The 23,762-nt window shown below is 58.7% G+C and carries 21 protein-coding genes; 13 read left to right on the forward strand and 8 right to left on the reverse strand.

Annotation, left to right across the window (positions count from 1 at the left end; all coding sequences use genetic code 11):
- Nucleotides 1–281: 281 nt before the first annotated feature.
- Nucleotides 282–1,580 carry a 23S rRNA pseudouridine(2605) synthase RluB gene (gene rluB, locus QFX16_RS08240; protein ID WP_283183540.1) on the forward strand — a complete coding sequence of 433 codons (1,299 nt, stop codon included), beginning with the start codon at nt 282–284 and terminating at the stop codon, nt 1,578–1,580.
- Nucleotides 1,581–1,728: 148 nt separating this feature from the next.
- On the opposite strand, the gene QFX16_RS08245 is transcribed toward rluB, so the two are convergent.
- Both QFX16_RS08245 and QFX16_RS08250 read right to left on the reverse strand, forming a co-directional pair.
- A complete protein-coding gene (locus QFX16_RS08245) occupies nt 1,729–2,694 on the reverse strand; it encodes a M29 family metallopeptidase (RefSeq protein ID WP_283183541.1) in 966 nt (321 codons plus the stop codon).
- A gap of 69 nt (nt 2,695–2,763) precedes the next feature.
- A complete protein-coding gene (locus tag QFX16_RS08250; protein ID WP_008156111.1) occupies nt 2,764–2,901 on the reverse strand; it encodes a hypothetical protein in 138 nt (45 codons plus the stop codon).
- 930 nt (nt 2,902–3,831) lie between these two features.
- Between QFX16_RS08250 and QFX16_RS08255 the strand changes: the two genes are divergently transcribed.
- The gene (locus tag QFX16_RS08255) at nt 3,832–5,253 is read left to right on the forward strand and encodes an amino acid permease (RefSeq protein ID WP_283183542.1); all 1,422 of its coding nucleotides are present in this window, start codon (nt 3,832–3,834) and stop codon (nt 5,251–5,253) included.
- Between the two features lie 221 nt (nt 5,254–5,474).
- Nucleotides 5,475–5,888 (forward strand): alternative ribosome rescue aminoacyl-tRNA hydrolase ArfB, encoded by a 414-nt coding sequence (gene arfB / locus QFX16_RS08260; protein WP_008010994.1) that lies wholly within the window; start codon nt 5,475–5,477, stop codon nt 5,886–5,888.
- On the opposite strand, the gene QFX16_RS08265 is transcribed toward arfB, so the two are convergent.
- The 6 genes from QFX16_RS08265 to phhA form a co-directional block, all read right to left on the reverse strand.
- Nucleotides 5,885–7,099: an MFS transporter gene (locus QFX16_RS08265; protein WP_283183543.1), complete on the reverse strand. Its 1,215-nt coding sequence runs from the start codon at nt 7,097–7,099 to the stop codon at nt 5,885–5,887. The two genes, arfB and QFX16_RS08265, sit on opposite strands and share 4 nt — an antisense overlap.
- 104 nt (nt 7,100–7,203) lie before the next feature.
- Entirely contained in the window at nt 7,204–7,401 is a 198-nt protein-coding gene (locus tag QFX16_RS08270) for a hypothetical protein (RefSeq protein WP_046046420.1), read from the reverse strand.
- Nucleotides 7,402–7,475: 74 nt separating this feature from the next.
- Complete coding sequence (locus QFX16_RS08275; RefSeq protein ID WP_008156098.1) at nt 7,476–7,607, reverse strand: hypothetical protein; 132 nt, start codon at nt 7,605–7,607, stop codon at nt 7,476–7,478.
- Between the two features lie 277 nt (nt 7,608–7,884).
- Nucleotides 7,885–9,078, reverse strand: a complete 1,194-nt coding sequence (locus tag QFX16_RS08280) for an amino acid aminotransferase (RefSeq protein WP_439900109.1) — start codon at nt 9,076–9,078, stop codon at nt 7,885–7,887.
- Nucleotides 9,078–9,434 (reverse strand): 4a-hydroxytetrahydrobiopterin dehydratase, encoded by a 357-nt coding sequence (locus QFX16_RS08285; RefSeq protein ID WP_008030478.1) that lies wholly within the window; start codon nt 9,432–9,434, stop codon nt 9,078–9,080. Before QFX16_RS08285 ends, QFX16_RS08280 begins: the two co-directional genes overlap by 1 nt.
- A gap of 103 nt (nt 9,435–9,537) precedes the next feature.
- Entirely contained in the window at nt 9,538–10,323 is a 786-nt protein-coding gene (phhA, locus tag QFX16_RS08290) for a phenylalanine 4-monooxygenase (protein ID WP_283183544.1), read from the reverse strand.
- A gap of 280 nt (nt 10,324–10,603) precedes the next feature.
- Between phhA and QFX16_RS08295 the strand changes: the two genes are divergently transcribed.
- From QFX16_RS08295 to QFX16_RS08340, 10 genes are all read left to right on the forward strand, one after another.
- Nucleotides 10,604–12,169 carry a sigma-54-dependent transcriptional regulator gene (locus tag QFX16_RS08295; protein ID WP_283183545.1) on the forward strand — a complete coding sequence of 522 codons (1,566 nt, stop codon included), beginning with the start codon at nt 10,604–10,606 and terminating at the stop codon, nt 12,167–12,169.
- A gap of 222 nt (nt 12,170–12,391) precedes the next feature.
- A complete protein-coding gene (locus tag QFX16_RS08300; protein WP_283183546.1) occupies nt 12,392–13,132 on the forward strand; it encodes a flagellar basal body rod protein FlgF in 741 nt (246 codons plus the stop codon).
- Between the two features lie 45 nt (nt 13,133–13,177).
- Complete coding sequence (gene flgG, locus QFX16_RS08305) at nt 13,178–13,963, forward strand: flagellar basal-body rod protein FlgG (protein WP_283183547.1); 786 nt, start codon at nt 13,178–13,180, stop codon at nt 13,961–13,963.
- Between the two features lie 52 nt (nt 13,964–14,015).
- Nucleotides 14,016–14,711 (forward strand): flagellar basal body L-ring protein FlgH, encoded by a 696-nt coding sequence (gene flgH / locus QFX16_RS08310; protein ID WP_149418667.1) that lies wholly within the window; start codon nt 14,016–14,018, stop codon nt 14,709–14,711.
- Nucleotides 14,712–14,738: 27 nt separating this feature from the next.
- Nucleotides 14,739–15,827, forward strand: coding sequence for a flagellar basal body P-ring protein FlgI (locus tag QFX16_RS08315; RefSeq protein WP_283184534.1), 1,089 nt, complete (start codon nt 14,739–14,741; stop codon nt 15,825–15,827).
- An 11-nt stretch (nt 15,828–15,838) separates the two neighbouring features.
- Nucleotides 15,839–17,140 (forward strand): flagellar assembly peptidoglycan hydrolase FlgJ, encoded by a 1,302-nt coding sequence (gene flgJ / locus QFX16_RS08320; protein WP_283183548.1) that lies wholly within the window; start codon nt 15,839–15,841, stop codon nt 17,138–17,140.
- A gap of 22 nt (nt 17,141–17,162) precedes the next feature.
- The gene (flgK, locus tag QFX16_RS08325; RefSeq protein ID WP_283183549.1) at nt 17,163–19,172 is read left to right on the forward strand and encodes a flagellar hook-associated protein FlgK; all 2,010 of its coding nucleotides are present in this window, start codon (nt 17,163–17,165) and stop codon (nt 19,170–19,172) included.
- Nucleotides 19,173–19,185: 13 nt separating this feature from the next.
- Nucleotides 19,186–20,763 carry a flagellar hook-associated protein 3 gene (locus tag QFX16_RS08330; protein WP_283183550.1) on the forward strand — a complete coding sequence of 526 codons (1,578 nt, stop codon included), beginning with the start codon at nt 19,186–19,188 and terminating at the stop codon, nt 20,761–20,763.
- Nucleotides 20,764–21,074: 311 nt separating this feature from the next.
- Nucleotides 21,075–22,004 (forward strand): ketoacyl-ACP synthase III, encoded by a 930-nt coding sequence (locus QFX16_RS08335; RefSeq protein ID WP_283183551.1) that lies wholly within the window; start codon nt 21,075–21,077, stop codon nt 22,002–22,004.
- 255 nt (nt 22,005–22,259) lie between these two features.
- The gene (locus tag QFX16_RS08340) at nt 22,260–23,705 is read left to right on the forward strand and encodes a flagellin N-terminal helical domain-containing protein (RefSeq protein ID WP_283183552.1); all 1,446 of its coding nucleotides are present in this window, start codon (nt 22,260–22,262) and stop codon (nt 23,703–23,705) included.
- The last annotated feature ends 57 nt before the right edge of the window (nt 23,706–23,762 follow it).

The following is a 23,762-nucleotide window of genomic DNA, read 5'->3' on the forward strand; positions in this document are numbered from 1 at the left end:
GCGATGAGGGAGTGTCAGTCAATATCATTGCTGCCTGATACACCGCTATCGCGAGCAGGCTCGCTCCCACATTGGATCTGTATTGAATTCGAAATTGGCGCCACCGGTCGGCGGAAAAACAAGTAAGTCTCCATTGATCAGCTAGTCTCTGATGCGCGAACGCTCCCATGAGCGTATGATTCGCGACCCTTCGGCGATCCCTTCGCCCAAGTACCAGCTTTCAACTCTTCAGGACCCTCACTTCAGAGCTGCCTGAACAGACCACACCGGGAGGTGCCCAGATGAGTATCAAAGACCAGAAAGACGACCAGGAAATCGGCCCAGCAGGCGAGAAACTGCAGAAAGTCCTCGCCCGTATCGGCGTCGGCTCGCGCCGTGACGTAGAAGCCTGGATCAGCCACGGCCGCATCAAGGTCAATGGCAAAGACGCCACCCTCGGGCAGCGCGTCGACATGCACGACGCCATCACCATTGATGGCAAGGTGATCAAGCGCGAAGAAGCCGCCGAGTCGGTACGCCGCGTGATCATGTACAACAAGCCGGACGGCGAAATCTGCACCCGCCTTGATCCGGAAGGCCGTCCGACCGTTTTCGACAAGATGCCGCGCCCGAAAGAAGGTCGCTGGATCAACATCGGTCGTCTGGACATCAACACCACCGGCCTGCTGATGTTCACCACCGACGGTGAGCTGGCCAACCGCCTGATGCACCCTTCCTACGAAATGGACCGTGAATACGCGGTACGTGTGCGTGGCGAAGTCGATGACGAGATGATCGAGCGTTTGAAAGCAGGCGTCGTCCTCGAAGACGGCCCGGCCAAGTTCACCGACATCAAGCAGGCGCCAGGCGGCGAAGGTTTCAACCACTGGTACCACTGCGTGGTGATGGAAGGTCGCAACCGCGAAGTTCGTCGTCTGTGGGAATCCCAGGGCCTGGTGGTCAGCCGTCTGAAGCGTGTGCGTTTCGGTCCGGTGTTTCTCAACTCCGACCTGCCGATGGGCCGCTGGCGCGAAATGAGCCAGTACGAAGTCGACATTCTGAGTGCTGAAGTTGGCCTGACGCCTGTGGCCATGCCGCAGATGAACGCCAAGAGCAAAGACAAGCTCGACCGCATGCAGCGTAAATCGTCGCGTCCAATGGGCAAGACCGAGCGCGTGCGTTCGTTGCGTCCAGCCATCGGTAACCAGACCGCTGCTACACCGCGTGACTCCCGTGAACCGCAAATCGAAGGCGAGCGCCCCGCCCGCAAGCCAGCAGCACCTCGTGCTGACGGCGAGCGCGGTCCACGCACGCCACGTCCGGCCAATGGTCGCGCCGAGCGCGGCGAAGGCCGTGGTGCACCAAGCGGTGGTCGTAGCGATCGCGGTGCTCCAGCCGGTCGTGGCGAGTCTCGTGGTGAGTCGGGTCGCGGTACCCCGGTGGCAGACCGTCCTTCCGACACCAAGCGTCCGGCCAAGGCACCGGCGAAGAAGCGTCCAGGCATCGTTCTGGTCGACAAGGACGCACCATCGGGCAAACGCCGTGGTGCGCCAGCCGGTTCGGGCCAACGTCCAGGCTTCGGTCGTCGCAAACCTGAGTAATCGGTAAGCGCCACATGAAAAACGCCAACCCTCGGGTTGGCGTTTTTTTTGGTCTGGCAAAATTGGTTGATCGTTCCCACGCTCTGGTCTGCACCCCAAAAGTTGGACACAACTGATGGGGTGCAGACCAGAGCGTGGGAACGATCAGTCAGAACACAAACCGCCCATCAAACACCGGCTCATCATCCAGCGCCAACACGCCGCTGGAGAAGATCAGGTCCAGATGATGGCTACCCTTCGCGCCCCCCCCCAATCCCAGATGCAACCCGCAATGGCGCTCCTCAAACCCTGCATTGCGCGCATACAACGCCTTAACGCCTTCATTGGTGCCAATCCCCAACTCCTCAATCCGCCGATTGGATGGATTGGCCTCCAGGTACTTGTTGAAGTCATGTTCCAGCCCCGGCACATCGGTGGCGATTTTGCTGATGGTCGAGTTCTCGATCCACAACTCTAGCGGCGACTCGAGCACCCCGTATTTGCGGGCAAATGGAATGGTGCTGAGAAAAGTCCCCATGAACTTGACCCGGCCGTTAATGGCCTCGCTGTGGGTGGCAATTTCACCGGGCGCCAGATCGAAGTTGCCGACACCGTTGATGTCGGTCCACTTCTTGATACTGCTCAACGGTGTTTCGAACCACGAGCCGTGATCATCTTTGAAACTTAACGTGGTGGCATGGGACATGCGCTGGATCAAATGGCTGTTCAACCCGGCAATGCGCTGCGGGGTGACGCTGAACGTGTCGTAGAAGTAATCGCCGTAATCCTTGAACAGCAGCGACTTCTTCCAGTTATCGGCCATGACGCCTTGCAGCGCGCGGACAAATTCCGGGCCGTCGGGGCGTGGGTTGGGCAGGGTGGAAGAGTCGTAGAAGAAAATGTACAGATCGCTGTCGGTAATCGCCTGGGCCAGCAATTCCGTAGGTTCCAGGTCCAGTCGCATCGCGCTGAAGCTGAACCGTGGGCTGTTGCCGACCTGTTCGGCGATGGCGCCCGTCAGTGCCTGGTAATCAGCCGTGTGGCCGAGCAAGACCTTCGCCGGGTTGATGCCGGCAAGGGCAGGGTGATGTTCGAGGTAGTAAAGGAAATGCGAAATGGCGCGTTGCTTATCCATGTAGTCCTCCCTGACAAACCGAGAAAAAGTGGCAGGCACAACCGGCCGGATCGTGCCTGCCGGGATGTCTTACAGAGGCCACATCGCCGTGCCGAACGGAACAACCGCATCGGCTTGCATCATTTCAACGGCGGCGTCATGGGTCGGTGCTTCAAACCAATCGTCCAGTTGCAGTTCAGTTTCCAAGTCTTTTTCAAGTGCTTGCATTGTGAATCTCCTAGATGACTTTTTCGGTAAGTGCTGCGGCGCGTTTTCAGTCATTGAATAACCCGCCAACTTGCTGATTGATGCGTCTCGGCAAGTCGCTGAAAACCTAGTTCAGAGGTTTTTAAATTGCAACAAAATAATCAAATAAGATTTGTTTGAACTTTTTATTCTGTTTTTAGTTAAGCAATTTGTTAATAAAAAACAAAAAACTAACTCGACCTTTCCCTAAGGAAACGTCCTACCGTCAATTTGCAGTCAGCCTACAGTCAGATCTGATTCGGAAAATTTACGTTACGGCATGTAAAGAAATACTGACGAAATCAAGCCTCAAAGCCCTTGGTTTGACGCTTGCGGAAGGGATGTAAGGAAAACCTTCCGCCTAATAGCCAATCAACCCTTCCGCAAGGCTCTGGCCCGCTTGTTTCAGGCGCGGTTGAAGGGTGAGATGCGCCCCATGCCTGTCGTGCAGGTGCATAACAAGAAGGAGGCGCAATGTACGCCGTGATTCATCTCCATTTCTCCCCGTGGGGCGGTTTTTCCGCCGTTCCCGTCGATGACCCGCAAAGGTCTGACTCTATTTTTGCAGCCGCCCGAGACCCTCGAGGCGGACACAGGCAATCCCGGCAAATGACACGCTGATCCAGCGGTGTCTGGCAGCAGGGGGTTACAGGTGTACAATGCGCCGCGTTTTAACTGTGACCTCCTGCGCATCTGCGCAAACCTCAAGGCTATCCGCCTTGTTCACTCCGCCTCGCCACAAGCGTGTCGGGTTCGATTTCGTCACAGATAAAAACAAACAGGTGACGCATGACCGTTGTAAAAACGCTGAACTCCTTTTGCCTTCGCTGGGGTTTGATCGGCGCTGCTTGAAATCGCAACCGAGCAGCAACGTCTAACGAACATCATCAAACCTTGCGTGAGACCCTTTTCATGAGTGGACAAAACTCGCATTCAGGCGAGCTGAAACGCGGCCTGAAAAATCGCCACATTCAACTGATCGCCCTCGGTGGCGCGATCGGTACCGGGCTGTTCCTCGGCTCGGCCGGTGTACTGAAATCCGCCGGCCCGTCGATGATCCTCGGCTACGCCATCTGCGGCTTCATTGCTTTCATGATCATGCGCCAGCTAGGCGAAATGATCGTCGAAGAGCCAGTCGCCGGCTCCTTCAGCCACTTCGCCCATAAATACTGGGGCGGTTTCGCGGGCTTCCTGTCGGGCTGGAACTGCTGGATTCTGTACATTCTGGTGGGCATGTCGGAGCTGACCGCGGTCGGCAAATACATCCACTACTGGGCGCCACACATCCCGACCTGGGTCTCGGCAGCCGGCTTCTTTGTCTTGATCAACTTGATCAACCTGGCCAACGTCAAAGTCTTTGGTGAGGCCGAGTTCTGGTTCGCGATCATCAAGGTCGTGGCCATCGTCGGCATGATTGCGCTGGGTAGCTACCTGCTGGTCAGCGGCGACGGCGGCCCGCAAGCGTCGGTGACCAATCTGTGGGCCCACGGCGGCTTCTTCCCGAATGGTGTCAGCGGCCTGGTGATGGCCATGGCGATCATCATGTTCTCCTTCGGCGGCCTGGAAATGCTCGGTTTCACCGCAGCTGAAGCCGACAAGCCGAAAACCGTGATCCCGAAAGCCATCAACCAGGTGATCTACCGGATCCTGATTTTCTACATCGGTGCGTTGGTTATCCTGCTTTCGCTGACGCCATGGGACAGCCTGTTGGCGAACCTGAACGCGTCGGGTGATTCCTACAGCGGCAGCCCGTTCGTTCAAGTGTTCTCGATGCTTGGCAGTGACACCGCTGCGCACATCCTCAACTTCGTCGTCCTGACCGCGGCATTGTCGGTGTACAACAGCGGCACCTACTGCAACAGCCGCATGCTGCTGGGCATGGCCGAGCAGGGCGATGCGCCGAAAGCCTTGTCGAAGATCGACAAGCGCGGCGTGCCAGTGCGTTCGATCCTTGCTTCGGCGGCGGTGACATTGATTGCCGTATTGCTGAACTACCTGATCCCGCAAAACGCGCTGGAACTGTTGATGTCGCTGGTGGTTGCCACCCTGGTGATCAACTGGGCGATGATCAGCTTCTCGCACTTCAAGTTCCGCCAGCACATGAACAAGACCAAACAGACGCCGCTGTTCAAGGCCTTTTGGTACCCGTACGGAAACTACATCTGCCTGGCGTTCGTGGTGTTCATTCTGGGCGTGATGCTGCTGATTCCGGGGATTCAGATCTCGGTGTATGCGATTCCAGTGTGGGTCGCGTTCATGTGGATTTGCTACGGCATCAAGAACAAACGTCGTGACCGGCATGCGTTGCAGGCTGCGGGTTCCGCTGCCAAGTAAGTGCAAAGCGCAGAAACAACAAACCCGGCCATGTGCCGGGTTTGTCATTTCAGGATTCATACAAACCCCTTGTAGGAGTGAGCCTGCTCGCGATAGCGGTGTGTCAGGCAACTAAGATGTTGACTGACACACCGCTATCGCGAGCAGGCTCACTCCCACAGGGACCGCATTCTTTCAGTTCATTCGCGGTATCCTGCGCGTTCTGAATACGGACGCTTTCCATGCTGGTGATATCCAACAACGTGCATCTGCCGGATGCCGAGATCGAGTTGACCGCCATTCGTGCCCAGGGCGCCGGTGGGCAGAATGTCAATAAAGTCTCCAGCGCGGTGCACCTGCGTTTCGACATTCCTGCCTCGTCCTTGCCCGAGTTCTACAAGGAACGGCTGCTGGCGCTGCGTGACAGTCGCATCACCAGCGAAGGGGTGTTGATCATCAAGGCCCAGCAATACCGCACGCAAGAAGCCAATCGCGCGGATGCGCTGGAACGGCTGACCGAGCTGATCCTCAGTGCCACCAAGGTCGAAAAGAAACGTCGTCCGACCAAACCGACCCTCGGTTCGAAGAAGCGTCGGCTCGAATCCAAGACCAAGCGTGGCAGTATCAAGGCCGGGCGCGGCAAGGTCGATTTTTAGCGGGCTTGGCGCTCTTCCCGGTACTTTTCATCGAGATGCTTCGGCGCCTGCCGGTACAAGTAAACACTCAGTGCCAGACCGCTCAACGCGGCGAGTGCAGCGAACAGGAAGATCGAGGCAAAACCAAAGCCTGCCGCAATCGCGCCGGCCAGCGGCCCGGTAATTCCCAGCGACAAATCGATGAACAGCGAATAAGCCCCGACTGCCGCACCACGACTGGAGGCCGGCACCAGGTTGACCGCTTCCACGCCCAGCGCGGGGAACACCAGCGAGAAACCGAACCCGCTTAGCGCCGCACCGGCCAATGCCCAATGAGCGTCCGGCGCCAGCCATAGCAGCAACAGCCCCAGTGTTTCCACAGACAGGCAGGCAATCGCCACGCGAAAGCCGCCGAGGCGGTTGATCAGGTTGCCGAACAGCAGCCGCGCACCGATGAAACTGGCGCCGAACAAACTCAAGCACAGCACCGCGTTGTCCCAATGCTGCGTGGCGTAATACAACGTGATGAAAGTCGCGATAGTGCCGAAACCGATGGAACCCAGCGCCAGGCCGCAACCATGCGGCAGCACCCGACCGAGCACATGCATGAACGGCAAACGTTCACCGACCACAATCGGCGCGGCGGTTTTCGGCCAGGCCAGCACCAGGCCGAGGAGGGCCAGCAACACGATGCTTACGCCCATGCTCCACAAACCCAATTGACTGACCAGCAGCACGCCCAGCGGTGCGCCGATGGCGATGGCGCCATAACTGGCGATGCCGTTCCAGGAAATGACTTTGGCAGTATTCGCCGCGCCAACCCGGCCGATGCCCCAGCCGATCGAACCGGAGCCCACCAGGCTTTCTGCGCTGCCGAGCACTAGACGGCCGATCAACAGGCTGATCAGGCTCAAGGTCGGCAGGCTTTGGGTCCAGGCCGAAATCAGCATGAACACGCCGCTCAACCCGCAGCCGGCGAGGCCGTACATCACGGCGAGTTTGCTGCCCTTGTTGTCGATGATTTTCCCGGCATACGGACGACTGAGCAGGGTGGCCAGGTATTGCACGCTGATCACCAGCCCGGCGATGACCGCGCCGAAGCCCAGATCGCTGTGGACGTAGCCCGGCAACACGGCCAGGGGAATGCCGATATTCAGGTAGCCGATGAAGGTGAACAGGACGATGGAAACGACTTGCAGCGTGACCGCCAGGGGGCGCTGGTTTTCAGACATGGGTAAAGATCCACGGGGAAGCAGGATAGATAGGCTGCTTATGATAGCGGCGCAAGCGGCTGCGGGTCGTGAAAAAGTAAAACTATTTGCCGGGCGGGGATGAATCAGGGTTTGGCGGGAGCGACCAGGTGCGTGGTGACCAGGGCGGCCAAGGCGTTTTCTTCGCTGCCGAAACGGGCGAGCAGCGCGGCGCGTTTCTCGGGGGACAGGCGATTCCAGATATCGATCATCTTCTCGGTGGTGCCGATCAAGACGCTGGCCTGCAGCTCTTCATCAAAAGGAGGAGTGAAGTCGTCGGTCATGGTGAGCTCAAGGGTTCAGGCGGTGTGGAAAGCGCATGTTAGCGCTTTCCACACGGTCTGGCATTGCAGGTGAATCAGTCTTCGCTGTCGGCCTTGCGGCGTTCAGTGGCTTCTTTCGGCTCGGGCTGTTGGGCACCGGCTTGTTGCGTGGGCGTCTGCTCAGTTTCGTGCAGGCTTGGGAAGGGGAGATTAGGGATCTCGTGCATATCGCGCTCCTCGCAAAGTCTGTTGATAGATCTGGTAGATCCGCGCTTTTAAAAAGCTTGGGGAGGATACAGCAGAAGAAATGACAAATAGACTTTTATATCCAATTGTTGCGACGGATGGGGTTGTCTAGACAGGTCTGGAAGAGAGAGCGACACAAAACAAATGTGGGAGCGAGCCTGCTTGCGAATGCGGTGGATCAGTCAATGTTGATGTCGACTGACACTCCGCATTCGCGAGCAGGCTCGCTCCCACAGGGGGCTGTGCAGGGTTTGATGGTTACTTGCAAACCTTGGCGATTGCTTCGGCCAGCAGGTCCAGACGCGTTGCATCAATCCCGGCGACGTTGGCCCGGCCTGAGTTGACCATGTAAACGCTGTGATGATCGCGCAGTTGTTTGACCTGGTCCGGCGTCAAACCGGTGTAGGAAAACATCCCGCGCTGCACGCCGATGTGCGCAAAGCGTTCGCGCAAACCATGAGGTTCAAGCGCTTCAACCAAACCGCTGCGCAGTTGGGCGATACGCAAACGCATGGCTTCCACTTCGTCGGCCCAGAGGCTTTTCAGCTCTGGATCACTGAGGATGGTCGCCACCACAGCCGCGCCGTGATCCGGCGGTGTCGACCACAGGTTGCGGGCGATGTTGGCCAGTTGGCTGCGGATGTCCACCAGCTTGTCAGTGGTTTTCGCGCAGACGATCAGCGCGCCGGTGCGGTCGCGGTACAGGCCGAAGTTCTTCGAGCAGGAACTGGTGATCAGCACTTCCGGTAACGCGGCAGCGAACAACCGCGTCGACCAGGCATCCTGTTCCAGGCCATCGCCGAAGCCCTGGTAGGCGAAGTCGATCAGCGGCACCAAATCGCGACTGCGCACCACGTCCAGCACCCGGCGCCAATCGTCATGGGACAGATCGAACCCGGTCGGGTTGTGGCAGCAGGCGTGCAGCAGCACCACATCGCCCTTCGGCGCTTCCTTGAGTGCCGCGAGCATCGCTTCGACGTCGAGGCGGTTATCGCTGCCAACATACGGGTAATGACTGACCTTGACTCCGGCTGCCGCGAAGATGGTTTCGTGGATCGGCCAGGTCGGGTTGCTCAGCCACACGCCCCGGCCGGGAAGGCATTGGGCGATGAAGTCGGCACTCAAGCGCAGCGCGCCGGTGCCGCCCGGCGTTTGCGTCGCGCCGGCCCGATGTTCAGCGATCAGCGGGGAATCGGCACCCAGCACCAATTCAACGATGGCCTTGCCGAACGCCGGTTCACCGTGACCACCGATGTAGGTCTTGGTGGTCTGCCGATCCAGCAGGCGCTGCTCGGCGAGCTTCACTGACTGGGGGATCGGTGTCAGACCCTGGGCATCTTTATAGACGCCCACGCCGAGGTCGAATTTGCGCGGGTTGGGGTCCTGCGCATAGGCCTCCATCAGGCCGAGAATCGGGTCGCCGGGTACTCGGCCGATGGCGTCGAAATGCATTATTTGCGGCCCTCGGCGTCCTTGGCCACTTCGTCAGTGCGCGCGGCCATGATGAAGTCGTTGCGATGCAGGCCCTTGATGGAGTGGCTCCACCAGGTCACGGTGACTTTGCCCCACTCGGTCAGCAGGCCTGGGTGGTGACCTTCAGCCTCGGAGATTTCACCGACGGCGTTGGTGAACGCCAGTGCGTGCTTGAAGTTCTTGAACAGGAAAACTTTTTCCAGCTGCATCACGCTGTCGCGCACTTCAATGTTCCAGTCAGGGATCTGCTTGATCAGTACCGGCAGTTCTTCGTCGCTGACCTGAGGGGCATCGGCGCGGCAGGCTTCGCAATGGGCTTGGTTTAATGTGGACATGATGGGTTCCTGAAATCGAATTATTGGAATTCGGCCGTCAATTCACCACGCTAAACCAAAGCGTCGGTTCCTGACAGGCTCACTTGATTCTAAAAGCTGCGGATCACGCAGCCTTTGGCGGAAATTTTGGTGTGTGCAAGCCTAGCTGCATGCCTTGCTTGACCATGCCCATGATGTCTTCGTGTGCGAGGTCGAACAGGCGCTTGAGGTTCGGCAGGACAAAGTACAGCGGTTGCAGGATGTCGATGCGATACGGTGTGCGCATGCATTCCAGCGGATCGAAGGCCTGATGCTCAGGTTCGCCCGACAGGCAGTAAACGGTTTCTTTCGGCGAGGAGAGAATGCCGCCGCCGTAGATGCGCATACCTTCTGAAGTGTCGACCAGACCGAACTCGATGGTCATCCAGTACAAACGCGCCAGGTACACGCGTTCTTCCTTGGTAGCCTGTAGGCCGAGTTTGCCGTAGGTGTGGGTGAATTCGGCGAACCAAGGGTTGGTCAGCAGCGGGCAGTGGCCAAAGATCTCGTGGAAAATGTCCGGCTCTTGCAGGTAATCCAGCTCTTCGCGGGTACGAATAAACGTCGCTACCGGGAACTGCTTGTTGGCGAGCAATTCGAAAAAGGTCTGGAAGGGGATCAGTGCGGGTACCCGGGCGACCTGCCACCCGGTGGTTTCACCGAGGACCTTGTTGATCTCACCGAGTTGCGGAATGCGGTCGTGGGGCAGACCGAGTTTTTCGATACCGTCCAGGTATTCCTGGCATGCGCGACCCTCGATCACTTTCAGTTGGCGAGTAATCAGCGTGTTCCACACCGCGTGTTCTTCGGCGGGGTAGTCGATAAAACCTTGCGCATCGGGCTCGCGAGCCACGTATTGCGTCTGCTTCATGCTGCTCTCCTGCTAGGGGATTTCGTTCTTGTTATGTCCTGCTATGGACCTAGAAATACCTCAAGAAATGCAGTGTTGCAGCACGCGAGTCGCGTGGTGCGTAGGAAAATTCGTCGGTTTTCGTAAAGTTTTCGTTACGGATCAGCCGCTATGGCGCAGAGATTGGGATTTGCGGGTTTGAAATGGCTTGCAGGTGTCACATAATCTTGACGACTAAGTTGGCGCCTGCGCAGAAAATTTCTGGCTCAGGCCCTCGATCACTCCTGTTTCGGGCCTTTATATGCGTATCAAAGTCCACTGCCAGAACCGCATCGGCATCCTGCGCGACATTCTCAACCTGCTGGTGGAATACGGGATCAACGTCGCACGCGGCGAGGTCGGCGGTGAGCATGGCAATGCCATCTACCTGCATTGCCCGAACCTGATCAACATTCAGTTCCAGGCTTTGCGTCCGAAATTTGAATCGATTGCCGGGGTTTTTGGCGTCAAGCGCGTAGGTCTGATGCCCAGCGAGCGTCGGCACATGGAACTCAATGCCTTGCTCGGCGCCCTGGAGTTTCCGGTGCTGTCGATCGACATGGGCGGCTCGATCGTCGCGGCCAACCGCGCAGCGGCGCAGTTGCTCGGGGTGCGCGTGGATGAGGTGCCTGGGATTCCACTGTCGCGTTACGCCGAAGATTTCGACTTGCCGGAACTGGTGCGCGCCAACAAGTCGCGGATCAACGGCTTGCGGGTGAAGGTCAAGGGTGACGTGTTTCTCGCCGACATCGCGCCATTGCAATCGGAGCATGACGACAGCGAAGCCATGGCCGGCGCGGTACTCACGCTGCACCGCGCCGACCGGGTCGGTGAGCGCATCTATAACGTGCGCAAGCAGGAGCTGCGCGGTTTCGACAGCATTTTCCAAAGCTCGAAGGTGATGGCCGCCGTGGTGCGCGAGGCCCGGCGCATGGCACCGCTGGATGCGCCGCTATTGATAGAAGGTGAAACCGGCACCGGTAAAGAGTTGCTGGCGCGAGCCTGCCACCTGGCGAGTCCGCGGGGGCAGTCACCGTTGATGGCGCTCAACTGCGCCGGTCTGCCGGAGTCGATGGCCGAGACCGAGTTGTTCGGCTACGGTCCCGGCGCTTTCGCAGGGGCGAGGGCAGAAGGCAAGCTCGGGCTGCTGGAGCTGACAGCGGGCGGTACGCTGTTTCTCGATGGCGTCGGGGAAATGAGCCCGCGTTTGCAGGTGAAATTGCTGCGTTTCCTGCAGGACGGTTGCTTCCGTCGTGTGGGCAGTGATGAAGAGGTTTACCTGGATGTGCGGGTGATCTGCGCGACGCAGGTCGACCTGTCCGAGTTGTGCGCGCGGGGTGAATTTCGCCAGGATTTGTATCACCGTTTGAACGTGCTTTCGCTGCACATCCCCCCACTGCGCGAATGCCTCGATGGCCTGACGCCGCTGGTGGAACACTTCCTCGATCAGGCCAGTCGGCAGATCGGTTGCCCGCTGCCGAAACTGGCGCCAGCGGCGATGGAGCGGCTCAGTCATTACCACTGGCCGGGCAATGTTCGGCAGTTGGAGAACGTGTTGTTCCAGGCGGTTTCCTTGTGCGAGGGCGGCACGGTGAAGGCCGAACATATTCGCCTGCCGGACTACGGCGTGCGTCAGCCACTTGGCGATTTCTCGCTCGAGGGCGGGCTGGACGAGATTGTCGGGCGCTTCGAGAAAGCGGTGCTGGAGCGTTTGTATTCCGAGCATCCGAGCAGTCGGCAACTGGGCAAGCGGTTGGGGGTTTCGCATACGACTATTGCCAATAAATTGCGAGAGTATGAGGTCGGTAAAGAACCCGGTAGCGCATAAGTCCTGTAGGTCGGTGTTGAGCCGAAGAGATCGGCACTTGCCGCGAAGCGGCATAACACCGCCGGTTTTTCGTCTTCGACACAATCCTCCAATCCCTCCTGAATCCCTCAAGTCCTTTGTTTGCCGGTCCCTGCGCCGCCAGAAAAAAGTTGGTCTGCAAATTGCTTATGGCTCAGCAGTACAGCGGTGGGCGGCAAACGTCCGGCATGCAGAGGAAAGAGTGTGGACAAGTACCTTTATGTGGCAATGACCGGCGCCAGCCAGAATGCACTGGCGCAGAAGGCTCATGCGAACAACCTGGCGAACATCTCCACCAACGGTTTTCAGAAAGACCTGGAGCAGGCTCGTTCGATGCCGGTGTTCGGCGACAGCTTTCCGGCGCGTGCGTTTGCCCTGTCCGAACGACCGGCCACCGACTTCTCCCCGGGCGCATTGGTGGAAACCGGTCGTGACCTCGATGTCGCGGTGCAAGGCAATGGCTGGATCGCCGTGCAGAACCCTGACGGCGGCGAAAGCTACGTGCGCACCGGCAGCCTGAACGTCGACGCCCTGGGCGTGCTGCGGGCCGGCAATGGTATGCCGGTGATGGGCAATGGCGGGCCGATTGCCGTGCCGCCCGAGCAGCAAATCGAAGTGGGAGAGGACGGCACTATCAGCATTCGTGCGATGGGCGAAGGTCCTCGCGTGATGGCCGAAGTCGACCGCATCAAACTGGTCAACCCTGACTTCAAGAACATGACCAAAGGCCTGGACGGTTCGATCCACACCAAGGACGGCAAGCCGGCGCAAGCCGATGCCAAGGTCAAGCTGGTGTCCGGTTTCCTCGAGTCGAGCAACGTCAACGCCGTGGAAGAGATGACTTCGGTGCTGGCCCTGGCCAAGCAGTTCGAACTGCACATCAAGATGATGAACACCGCCAAAGAAGACGACCAGGCCATGGCTCGGGTCTTGCAGATCAGCTAATTATCAGAACGTCGCGCCGTAAAACAGGCGCACGAGGAGAATCGAATGCTTCCGGCTCTATGGGTTGCCAAAACAGGTCTGTCCGCCCAGGACACCAACCTGACGACCATTTCCAACAACCTGGCCAACGTGTCGACCACGGGTTTCAAACGTGACCGCGCCGAGTTCCAGGACTTGCTCTACCAGATCAAGCGCCAGCCAGGCGCCCAGTCGACCCAGGACAGTGAACTGCCGTCGGGTCTGCAATTGGGTACCGGTGTGCGCATTGTCGGCACCCAGAAAAACTTCACCGCCGGCAGCCTGCAAACCACCGAGCAGCCGTTGGACATGGCCATCGACGGTCGCGGTTTCTTCCAGATTCTGCAGCCGGACGGCACCACGTCCTACACCCGTGACGGTACGTTCCACCTGGATTCCAATGGTCAGATCGTCAACGCCAGCGGCTTCGCCCTGGAACCGACCATTGTCATCCCCAACGATGCCCAGACCTTCACGGTCGGTCGCGACGGCACCGTGTCCATCACCGTTGCCGGCAACCCGGCATCCCAGGTGATCGGCAACCTGCAAACCGCCGACTTCATCAACCCGGCCGGTCTTCAGGCCGTGGGCAACAACCTGTTCCTGGAAACCGCTGCCAGCGGCGCGCCGCAAGTCGGCACCCCGGGCCTGGCCGGTTTCGGCACCACGCTGCAGAACACCCTGGAAACGTCGAACGTCAGCACCGTTGAGGAGATGGTCAACATGATCACCACTCAGCGCGCTTACGAGATGAACTCCAAGGTGATCTCCACCGCCGACCAGATGCTCTCGTTCGTAACGCAGAATCTGTAATCAAGTCTATGAGGCGGCCATCAGGTCGCCTGCAACACCGTGAGGTAGGGTCATGAATCGCTTTGTATCTGTTCTGGCACTGAGTGGGGCCGTCGTGCTCGCGGGCTGCGTTGCCCCGCCGCCCAAGCCCAATGACCCTTACTACGCCCCGGTGTTGCCGCGCACACCGTTGCCGGCTGCCGCCAATAACGGCTCGATCTATCAGGCCGGTTTTGAACAGAACCTGTACAGCGACCGCAAGGCATTCCGGGTGGGCGACATCATCACCATCACCCTGAACGAACGCACCCAGGCCAGTAAGAACGCTAACTCGCAAACCGCCAAGAACAGCAAGACCGACATCGGCCTGAGCTCGTTTTTCGGTGGCGGCCTGAGCACCAGTGACCCAGTGGGCAGCGGTAGCCTGAGTCTGGATGTCGGTTACGAAGGTGACCGCGCAACCAAGGGCGACAGCAAGTCCGGCCAGAGCAACAGCCTGACCGGTTCGATCACCGTGACCGTCGCTGATGTGTTGCCCAACGGCATCATCGCCGTGCGCGGCGAGAAGTGGCTGACCCTCAACACCGGTGATGAGCTGGTGCGGATTGCCGGGCTCGTTCGCGCCGATGACATCGCCACCGACAACACCGTTTCGTCGACCCGCGTCGCCGATGCGCGGATCACCTATTCGGGCACCGGTGCGTTTGCCGATGCGAGTCAGCCAGGCTGGTTCGACCGTTTCTTCCTCAGCCCGCTGTTCCCTTTCTAGGTGGCTACGTTGAACTTCAAACACCTGATGGTGGCCGCCCTGTTGCTGTCCGCAGCGTTCAACGCTCAAGCCGAGCGGCTGAAGGATATCGCCAGTATTTCCGGCGTGCGTTCCAACCAATTGATCGGCTACGGCCTGGTGGTCGGACTTAACGGTACCGGCGACCAGACGACGCAAACCCCGTTCACCCTACAGACCTTCAACAACATGCTCTCGCAGTTCGGCATCAAGGTGCCGGCGGGTTCGGGCAACGTGCAGTTGAAGAACGTCGCGGCAGTGTCGATCAGTGCTGATTTGCCAGCGTTCGCCAAGCCGGGTCAGCAGGTCGACATTACCGTAGCGTCCATCGGTAACTCCAAGAGCCTGCGCGGTGGCACCTTGCTGCTGACGCCGCTCAAGGGTATCGACGGCAACGTCTACGCGATCGCTCAGGGCAATCTGGTGGTCGGCGGTTTCGATGCCGAAGGTCGCGATGGTTCGAAGATCACCGTCAACGTTCCGTCGGCCGGTCGTATCCCGGGCGGTGCATCGGTTGAGCGTTCGGTGCCGAGCGGTTTCAACCAGGGCAACAGCCTGACGCTGAACCTCAACCGTTCGGACTTCACCACGGCCAAGCGCATCGTCGACAAGATCAACAATATGCTCGGCCCTGGCGTTGCCCAGGCCATCGACGGCGGTTCGATTCGCGTCAGTGCGCCACTCGATCCGAGTCAGCGCGTCGACTATTTGTCGATCATCGAGAACCTTGAAGTCGACCCGGGTCAGGCGGTGGCGAAAGTCATCATCAATTCGCGGACCGGCACCATCGTGATCGGCCAGAACGTCAAGGTTTCCCCGGCCGCCGTGACCCACGGCAGCTTGACCGTGACCATCACCGAAGACCCGATCGTCAGCCAGCCCGGCCCTCTGTCCAATGGGCAGACGGCGGTCGTGCCGCGCTCGCGGGTCAACGCCCAGCAGGAAGCCAAGCCGATGTTCAAGTTCGGCCCGGGCACCACCCTCGACGAAATCGTGCGTGCGGTGAACCAGGTCGGCGCGGCACCGGGTGACTTGATGGCCATCCTCGAAGCACTGAAACAGGCCGGCGCGTTGCAAGCCGACCTGATCGTGATCTGAGGACGGCGACCATGGATATGCGCAAGGGCGGATTGGGGGTCAGCAGCAACGATTCGGGTTCCTATTCGGACCTCAATCGCTTGAACCAGCTCAAGGTCGGCGACAAGGACAGTGACGCGAACATGCGCAAGGTTGCGCAGGAATTCGAGTCGCTGTTCCTCGGTGAAATGCTCAAGTCCATGCGCTCGGCCACCGACGCGCTGGGCCAGGACAATCCGCTCAACACGCCGGCAGCCAAGCAATACCAGGAAATGTACGACCAGCAGTTGGCCGTTTCCATGTCCCGTGAGGGCGGTGGTATTGGTCTGGCTGACGTGCTGATGCGTCAGATGTCGAAGAACAAACCGCTGGCCCCGGGCGAGGCCGCTGCTGCGTCAGCCGCCAAACAAGCGGCCGCGAAAGCCGCCGTGGAAACCCCGATTGGCGCCGGTACGGTCGCCACCAACGGGCCGCTGTCGCGCCTCAATGGCGAGCGTCCGTTGTGGGCTTCGCGCTCGGTGAAGTCGTCGGCCAGTGCGGGCGAGGGCACTCATCGCAATGATATGGCGCTGATCAATCAGCGACGCCTGGCGCTGCCGCCGAAACTGGCCGACCGCTTGCTCGCAGGGCTGGTGCCGTCGGCATCGACCACTGCCGCGACCGTCACGACGGCGCAGAACAACATCCAAATGCCGCAGAGCACCAAGACCGGTTCCGGCCCCCTGTACAACGGCGATTGGCTGGCTTCGCAAGCGGATGCGACATCCAGCGGGCGTCTGCAGGTTTATGGTCGTGCCATGGCGCAAATACCGCTGGCACCGGCGAAGAAAGCGTTCAGTTCCGCCGACGAATTCGTCAACACCATGCTGCCAATGGCCAAAGAGGCCGCCGAACGCATTGGTGTCGATCCGCGTTACCTGGTGGCACAGGCCGCCCTGGAAACCGGTTGGGGCAAATCGGTCATGCGCGCCCAGGATGGCAGCAGCAGTCACAACCTGTTCGGCATCAAGGCCAGCAGCAGTTGGAAAGGCGAATCGGCGCGCGCGATCACCAGCGAATTCAGGAATGGTGAGATGGTCAAGGAGACGGCGCAGTTCCGTTCCTATGACTCTTACAAGGACAGCTTCCATGACCTTGTGACGCTGCTGCAAACCAACAATCGCTATCAAGATGTTGTGAAGTCGGCCGATAACCCAGAACAGTTTGTGCGCGAGTTGCAGAAGGCCGGTTACGCAACCGACCCGGACTACGCAAGCAAGATTTCGCAGATAGCCAAGCAGATGACGAGTTACCAGAACTACGCTGCGGCGGGCGCTACCACCACGCCTTTATAGGCATTGCTATAAGGTCTGAACCATGAGTTTGCTCAACATCGGGATGTCGGGGCTGTCAGCCAGCCAATCGTCGTTGATGACTACGGGTAACAACATCGCCAACGTCGATACCGCGGGTTACTCGCGCCAGCAGACCGTGCAGGGCACCAAAGCCTCGCAGCAATTCGGCAATGTCTACATCGGTACCGGCACGACCCTGGCTGATGTACGTCGGGTGTACAACAGCTACCTTGACGCACAACTGCAGACCACCACTTCGCTCAACAGCGATGCGCAAGCGTATCTGGGGCAAGCCACGCAAGTGGACAAGCTGTTGTCGGACAGTGGCACCGGTATAACCAAAACGCTGCAATCGTTCTTCTCGTCGTTGCAAACGCTGTCCGCCAACTCCAATGACAGCACTGCACGTCAAGCGTTGTTGACCAATGCTCAGGGGTTGAGCAGTCGTTTCAATGCCATCTCCCAGCAACTGAATCAGCAAGGCACGTACATCAACGATCAGCTGGGCTCGATGGCTGAGCAGGTCAATAAGCTGGCGGCGACTGTTGCGGCCTACAACAAGAAAATCAGCGAGGTCAGTAGTTCGGGTGGCATGCCCAACGACCTGCTGGACCAGCGCAACGAGACTGTTCGCCAGCTCTCCGAGCTGGTGGGCACGCAGGTCACCGAAACCAACGGCAGACTGGATATTTATCTGGGCAGCGGTCAGCCGCTGGTCATCGGTGATACGGCCAATACGTTGCGCGTGGCGGCTGACAAGAATGACCCTACCCGGTCCTCGATCATCATGGATCGCGGCAGTTCGACGATTGATATCACTTCCCGGGTCAGCGGCGGCGAGATGGGCGGCCTGTTGCGTTACCGCGACGACGTGCTGACGCCAGCCGTCAACGGCCTGGGTCGCATCGCCATGGTGGTGGCCGATCAGGTCAACAAACAGTTGGGGCAGGGGCTGGATCAGAACGGTAATTTCGGCTCGGCGTTGTTTAACGACATCAATAGTCTAAAGGCCATCAGCCAGCGCAGTATCGCCAATGGCAGTAACGCCCCGGCGTCCGGCAACCTCAACGTCAGCATCAAAGACACCAGCAAGCTGGCGGCCAGCGATTACCAGGTGACCTTCACCAGCGCCACGGGCTACAGCGTGCGTCGTCTGTCGGACAATACCGACATGGGCAGTTTCACGCTGGGCGCTACCCCTGCACCGGTCATCGACGGCTTCAGCCTGAGCCTCAACGCTGGCCCGGTGAATGCCGGCGACACCTTCAAGATTACCCCGACGCGCAGTTCTGCCGCGGACATGACGACCGTCATGACCGACAGTAAAACCTTGGCCACGGCCGCTCCGCTGACGTCCACCAAGGCCTCGGGCAATGACGGCACCGGTGCTGTCAGTCAGCCGGTTCTGAGCACAGTCCTGGACATCTACGATCCGGCCCAGCGCCTGGAAGTACAGACGGCGGTCAAGGCATCGATGCCGGTTCGCCTGCTCATGACCAGCACCACCGCCTACCAAGTGTTCGACGCCAAGGGCGCCAGCATCGGCACTGGCAGCATCGTGCCTGGCCAGAACAACAATCTGAATATTTCCGTGCCTTACACAGACGTCGGGGGCGTTGCCAAAACGTTCAGCGTGGCGATGACCGTCAGTGGCAGCCCTGCCAAGGACGACAGTTTCAATATTTCGATGACGGCTGCCAGCAGCACTGACAATCGCAACGCCCAGGCGTTGCTCGGCCTGCAAACCAAGGCCACGGTCGGCGCGAATGCCACCAGTCCTGGCGTGAGTTTTACCGATGCTTATGGTGGTCTGGTTTCGTCGGTCGGCTCCATGACCAAGCAGGGTCAACTGGATGCCACTGCCACCGGAACCATCCTGACCCAGGCCCGGGATTCTCGCGACTCGCTGTCGGGTGTCGACCTCGATGAAGAGACTGGCAACCTGATCAAATACCAGCAGTACTACTCGGCTTCTTCGCAGATCATCAAGACTGCGCAGGAAATTTTCAGCACTCTGATCAACGCCCTTTAAGGAGCCGTAAAACATGCGTATTTCTACTGCACAGTACTATGCGACGACGGCTGCCAACTATCAGCGCAACTTCAACAACGCGATCAAGACGGCCGAGCAGGCCAGCAGCGGCGTGAAGCTTGAGACCGCGGCGGATGATCCGGTCGGTGCGGCCCGCCTGCTGCAACTTGATCAGCAAAAGGCAATGCTGGGTCAGTACACAACCAACATCAGCGCGTTGAACACTGCTCAGGCCCAGGAAGAAAGCGTGCTGGACAGCATCAACAACGTGCTGCAAAAAGTCAGCGAGTTGGCGGTACGTGCCGGTGGCGGTTCGTTGAACGACGACGACCGTAAATCCATTGCGGCAGAACTCGGTCAGGCTGAAGATCAACTGCTGAGCCTGATGAACAGCAAGGATGCCAACGGCAAGTACATTTTTTCCGGCGCAAGCAACAATACTCAGCCTTTTGCACGCAACAGCGACGGTACCTACAGCTATCAGGGTGACCAGACGCAGCTGCAATTGAAGATCGGTGACTCGATGTCGCTGGGTCTTAACGATACCGGTTGGGATGTTTTCCAGCAGGCGATCAATGCCGCCCGAAGTTCGACCACCATGACCGCGCCGGCCGTCAATGACGGGCGTGTGGCCTTGTCGCCAGGCCTGGTGAGTTCCGGCCCGGCTTTCGATGCAAGTTTCCGCAGTGGTCAGCCGTATACCCTGGCCTTCACCAGCAGCACCCAGTTTTCGATCACGGATGCCTTGGGGAATGACGTGACCGCCGAGGCTAGTCAGGGCGGGGTGTTTGACCCAAATGCCAAGGGCGGCTCCGACGTCAACTTCCGTGGTGTGACCTTTAAACTGGATATCACTTTCCAGGCCGGTGACAACGCCACCAACGCCGACGCGGTGATCGCCGGTCACAGTTTCCAGTTGACGGCCAAGCCGGACAGCTTCGTCAGCAACCGTGCGCCGAGCAACGGATCGACAGCTTTGGTGAGCCAGACTTCGGTGACCAATGCTGCGGATTATCAGAGCTTTTTCCCTGAAGGCGGGGCGGTTCTGAAATTCACCAGCCCGACGACCTTTGACCTGTACGCCCGTCCGTTGACCAGCAGTAGCACACCGGTAACCTCCGGGGCTGTGGCGGCGGGTGTGGCGACGGCGGCCGGTGTCAGCTTTACCCTCAGTGGCGGCGCACCCGCCACGGGTGATCAGTTCGACATCGCGGTCAATACACACCAGACCCAGAACGTGCTGGATACCATCAGTCAGCTGCGTCAGGCGCTTAACTCGCCGACCCAGGGCAATCCGACCGCGCAGCGCTTTCTGGAAGACACCGTGGCTTCGGCCCTTGCCAACCTGGGCAACGCCAAGAATCAGGTCGACCTGGCCCGTGGCGCTATCGGTGCCCGGGGTAACGTAATGGATATGCAGGCCGAACAAAACCAGAGCACTAGCCTGATCAACGATTCAACGCAGAACGGAATCAAGAACACCGATCCAGCGGAAGTGCTGACTCGCCTGACCTTGCAGCAAACCATGCTGCAGGCGGCCCAATTGGCGTTCTCGAAGATTTCCCAGTTGGGCCTGTTCAACAAGCTTTGAGTCGGTCTTGACCGCTCGCGGCCAGTCCCTGTCATAGAGGGCTGGCTTTTTTTTTGCATTTTTTTAGTGAGGCAGGTTGGGGCGGAGCAGGGCTTGTGCCACAAAATCAAATAAAGCACTGATCTCTGAGTGACCCGCCAGTCAAAACGCGCATCTTCACTGTATCCTGTCTGCGGGCGGTGAAGGTGGTGGGTCTGTTCAAGGTGATCCTTGAGTCCCGACGTTGCCTCCTCTGGGGGCTGAGCCCTGACTGTAGACGCCCTCGATTCAGCGAGCGGCGATATTCAGCTGTTTATTATTGGGAAGCCATAATGATTGGCATAAAAAATATAGCGAGTTATGTGCCGGCAGCCGGGGTTGACAACTACGCCCAGGGTGCAAAGTTCGACAAGGACGAAACCTTTATCCTTGGCAAGATCGGCTCGGCGTTTTTGCCGCGCAAGGGTGCCGATCAGGAAACTTCGGATCTGTGCGTCGAAGCAGTCAATGCACTATTCGCCGCCAGCCCTGAACTCAAGCGTGAATCCATCGATTGCTTGATCGTTGTCACCCAGAACGGTGACGAGGAAGGCCTGCCGCATACCGCTGCGATCGTTCAGGACAAACTGGGTCTGCCAACCCATGTCGCCGCTTTTGATATCTCCCTGGGCTGTTCCGGTTACGTTTACGGCATCTATGCCCTCAAGGGGTTCATGGAAGCGACGGGGCTGAAAAATGGCCTGCTGGTGACGGCTGATCCGTACTCGAAGATTGTCGACCCGGAAGACCGCAACACCACCATGCTGTTCGGCGATGCTGCCACCGCGACCTGGATGGGCGAAAATGCTGTCTGGCAGCTCGGCAAGTCGAAGTTCGGCACTGACGGTTCCGGTGCGCCGCACCTCAAGGTCACCGATGGCGTGTTCTTTATGAACGGCCGCCAGGTCTTTAACTTCGCTTTGCTGAAAGTTCCGGCCCATTTGCACGAGCTGCTGGATGAGTCCAACTTGCAGGCGCACGATATCGACGCTTTCTGCATTCACCAGGGTAGCGCGGCGATTGTCGATGCCGTTGCGCGGCGCTTCGAAGAGGGCGAGCCGGAGAAGTTCATCAAGGACATGCTCGAAACCGGTAACACGGTGTCTTCGAGTATTCCGTTGCTATTGCAGAACCATGTGTTCGATTCGAAATGGACGCGTGTGGCCATCAGTGGTTTCGGTGTGGGCCTGTCGTGGGGCTCGGCGATTCTTTATCGCGGCTGATCGTAGCGCCTTGCCAATGGCATGAAAAAAACGCCCGGTAACGAAAGTTGCCGGGCGTTTTGCGTTTTTCTGACGCCAGATTTTCTGGCTCCAAAGCCTTGAAAATAAAGGACTGGCAAGCTGCCACTAAAAATTTCAAAAAAACCGCTCAAGCAAAGCCTCTTCACGACGATAACTATTACGTAGGTTCTCTAGGCCACACCCGACGGATGTCAGGGCCGGAAGCCGCAGTATCCATCCAACGAGGATTTCGTCATGGCTTTAACAGTAAACACCAACATTGCATCGCTGAACGTTCAAAAGAACTTGACCCGTTCGTCCGACGCTCTGCAAACTTCGATGCAACGCCTGTCTTCCGGCCTGCGTATCAACAGCGCTAAAGACGATGCGGCCGGCCTGCAAATTTCCAACCGTCTGACCAGCCAGATCAACGGCCTGCAGACTGCCATCAAGAACGCCGGTGACGGTATCTCCATCGCGCAAACTGCTGAAGGCGCGATGCAAGAATCCACCAACATCCTGCAGAAAATGCGTACCCTGGCTCTGGCTTCCGCGAACGGCTCGCCAAGCGCTGAAGACCGTAAGTCGAACAACGCTGAATACTCTGCTCTGACTTCCGAGCTGACCCGTATCGCTACCACCACTACTTTCGGTGGTCGTAACCTGTTGGACGGTTCTTTCGGTACTACCGCTTTCCAGGTAGGCGCCAACGCAAACCAGACCATCAACATGACTCTGGGCGACGTATCGGCTAACAACATCGGTTCCCAGCAGCTGAAGTCCGTGGACATCGCGCCAAGTGCAACTGGCGTTGCCGGCGGTGCTCTGGCTGTCACCGGTGGTGGCCAGACCGCTAGCGTAACTGTTGCTGCCGGTCAGTCTGCCAAGGCTACCGCTGCTCAGCTGAACGGCGCTATCGGTGGCCTGTCGGCTACTGCCAGCACTGAAGCTCAGTTCACTGTTAACACTGCTGCAATCCTGGCCGCTACTCCAGCCAGCGCCAACTTCTCCATCAAAGTAGGCAGCGGCGCCGCAGTCAACATGGTTGGTGTTACCGACACCGCTGGTCTGGCTGACCAACTGAAGTCCAACGCTGCCAAACTGGGCATCAGCGTTAACTACAACGCCACCACCAACAACCTGCAAATCAAATCCGACACCGGTGAAAACATCACTCTGGACACTGGTGACGCTGGTGCAATCGCTGGTATCACCGTTGCTGCCAAAAACGGTGCTGGTGCCTACGGTGCTGGTGTTGCTGCCGCTGCTGGTCCAATCCAGGTGACTGGTGCGGTATCGCTGAACTCCACCAACAGCTACTCGCTGAGCGGTGCTGGTGCAACGGGTCTGTTCGTGGCTGCCGGTACTACCGTCAGCTCGGCCAAAACCACCGTCAACAACACTGACGTGACCACTGCTGCCAACGCGCAAAACGCTGTTGACGTGATCACCCAGGCAATCGCCAACATCGACTCCCAGCGTGCTGACCTCGGTGCGGTACAAAACCGTTTCGACAGCACCGTGGCCAACCTGCGCAGCATCTCGGACAACTCCACTGCTGCTCGTGGCGTGATCCAGGACGTCGACTTCGCGTCGGAAACTGCTCAGCTGACCAAGCAACAAACCCTGCAACAGGCTTCCACCGCGATCCTGTCCCAGGCTAACCAGCTGCCATCCGCTGTACTGAAGCTGCTTCAGTAATTCCAGCGCTTGGTGACTGACGGAAGGGCGCGTTTACGTGCCCTTTCGTCATTTCCG

The organism is Pseudomonas svalbardensis (genome assembly GCF_030053115.1).
GTDB classification, from domain to species: domain Bacteria; phylum Pseudomonadota; class Gammaproteobacteria; order Pseudomonadales; family Pseudomonadaceae; genus Aquipseudomonas; species Aquipseudomonas svalbardensis.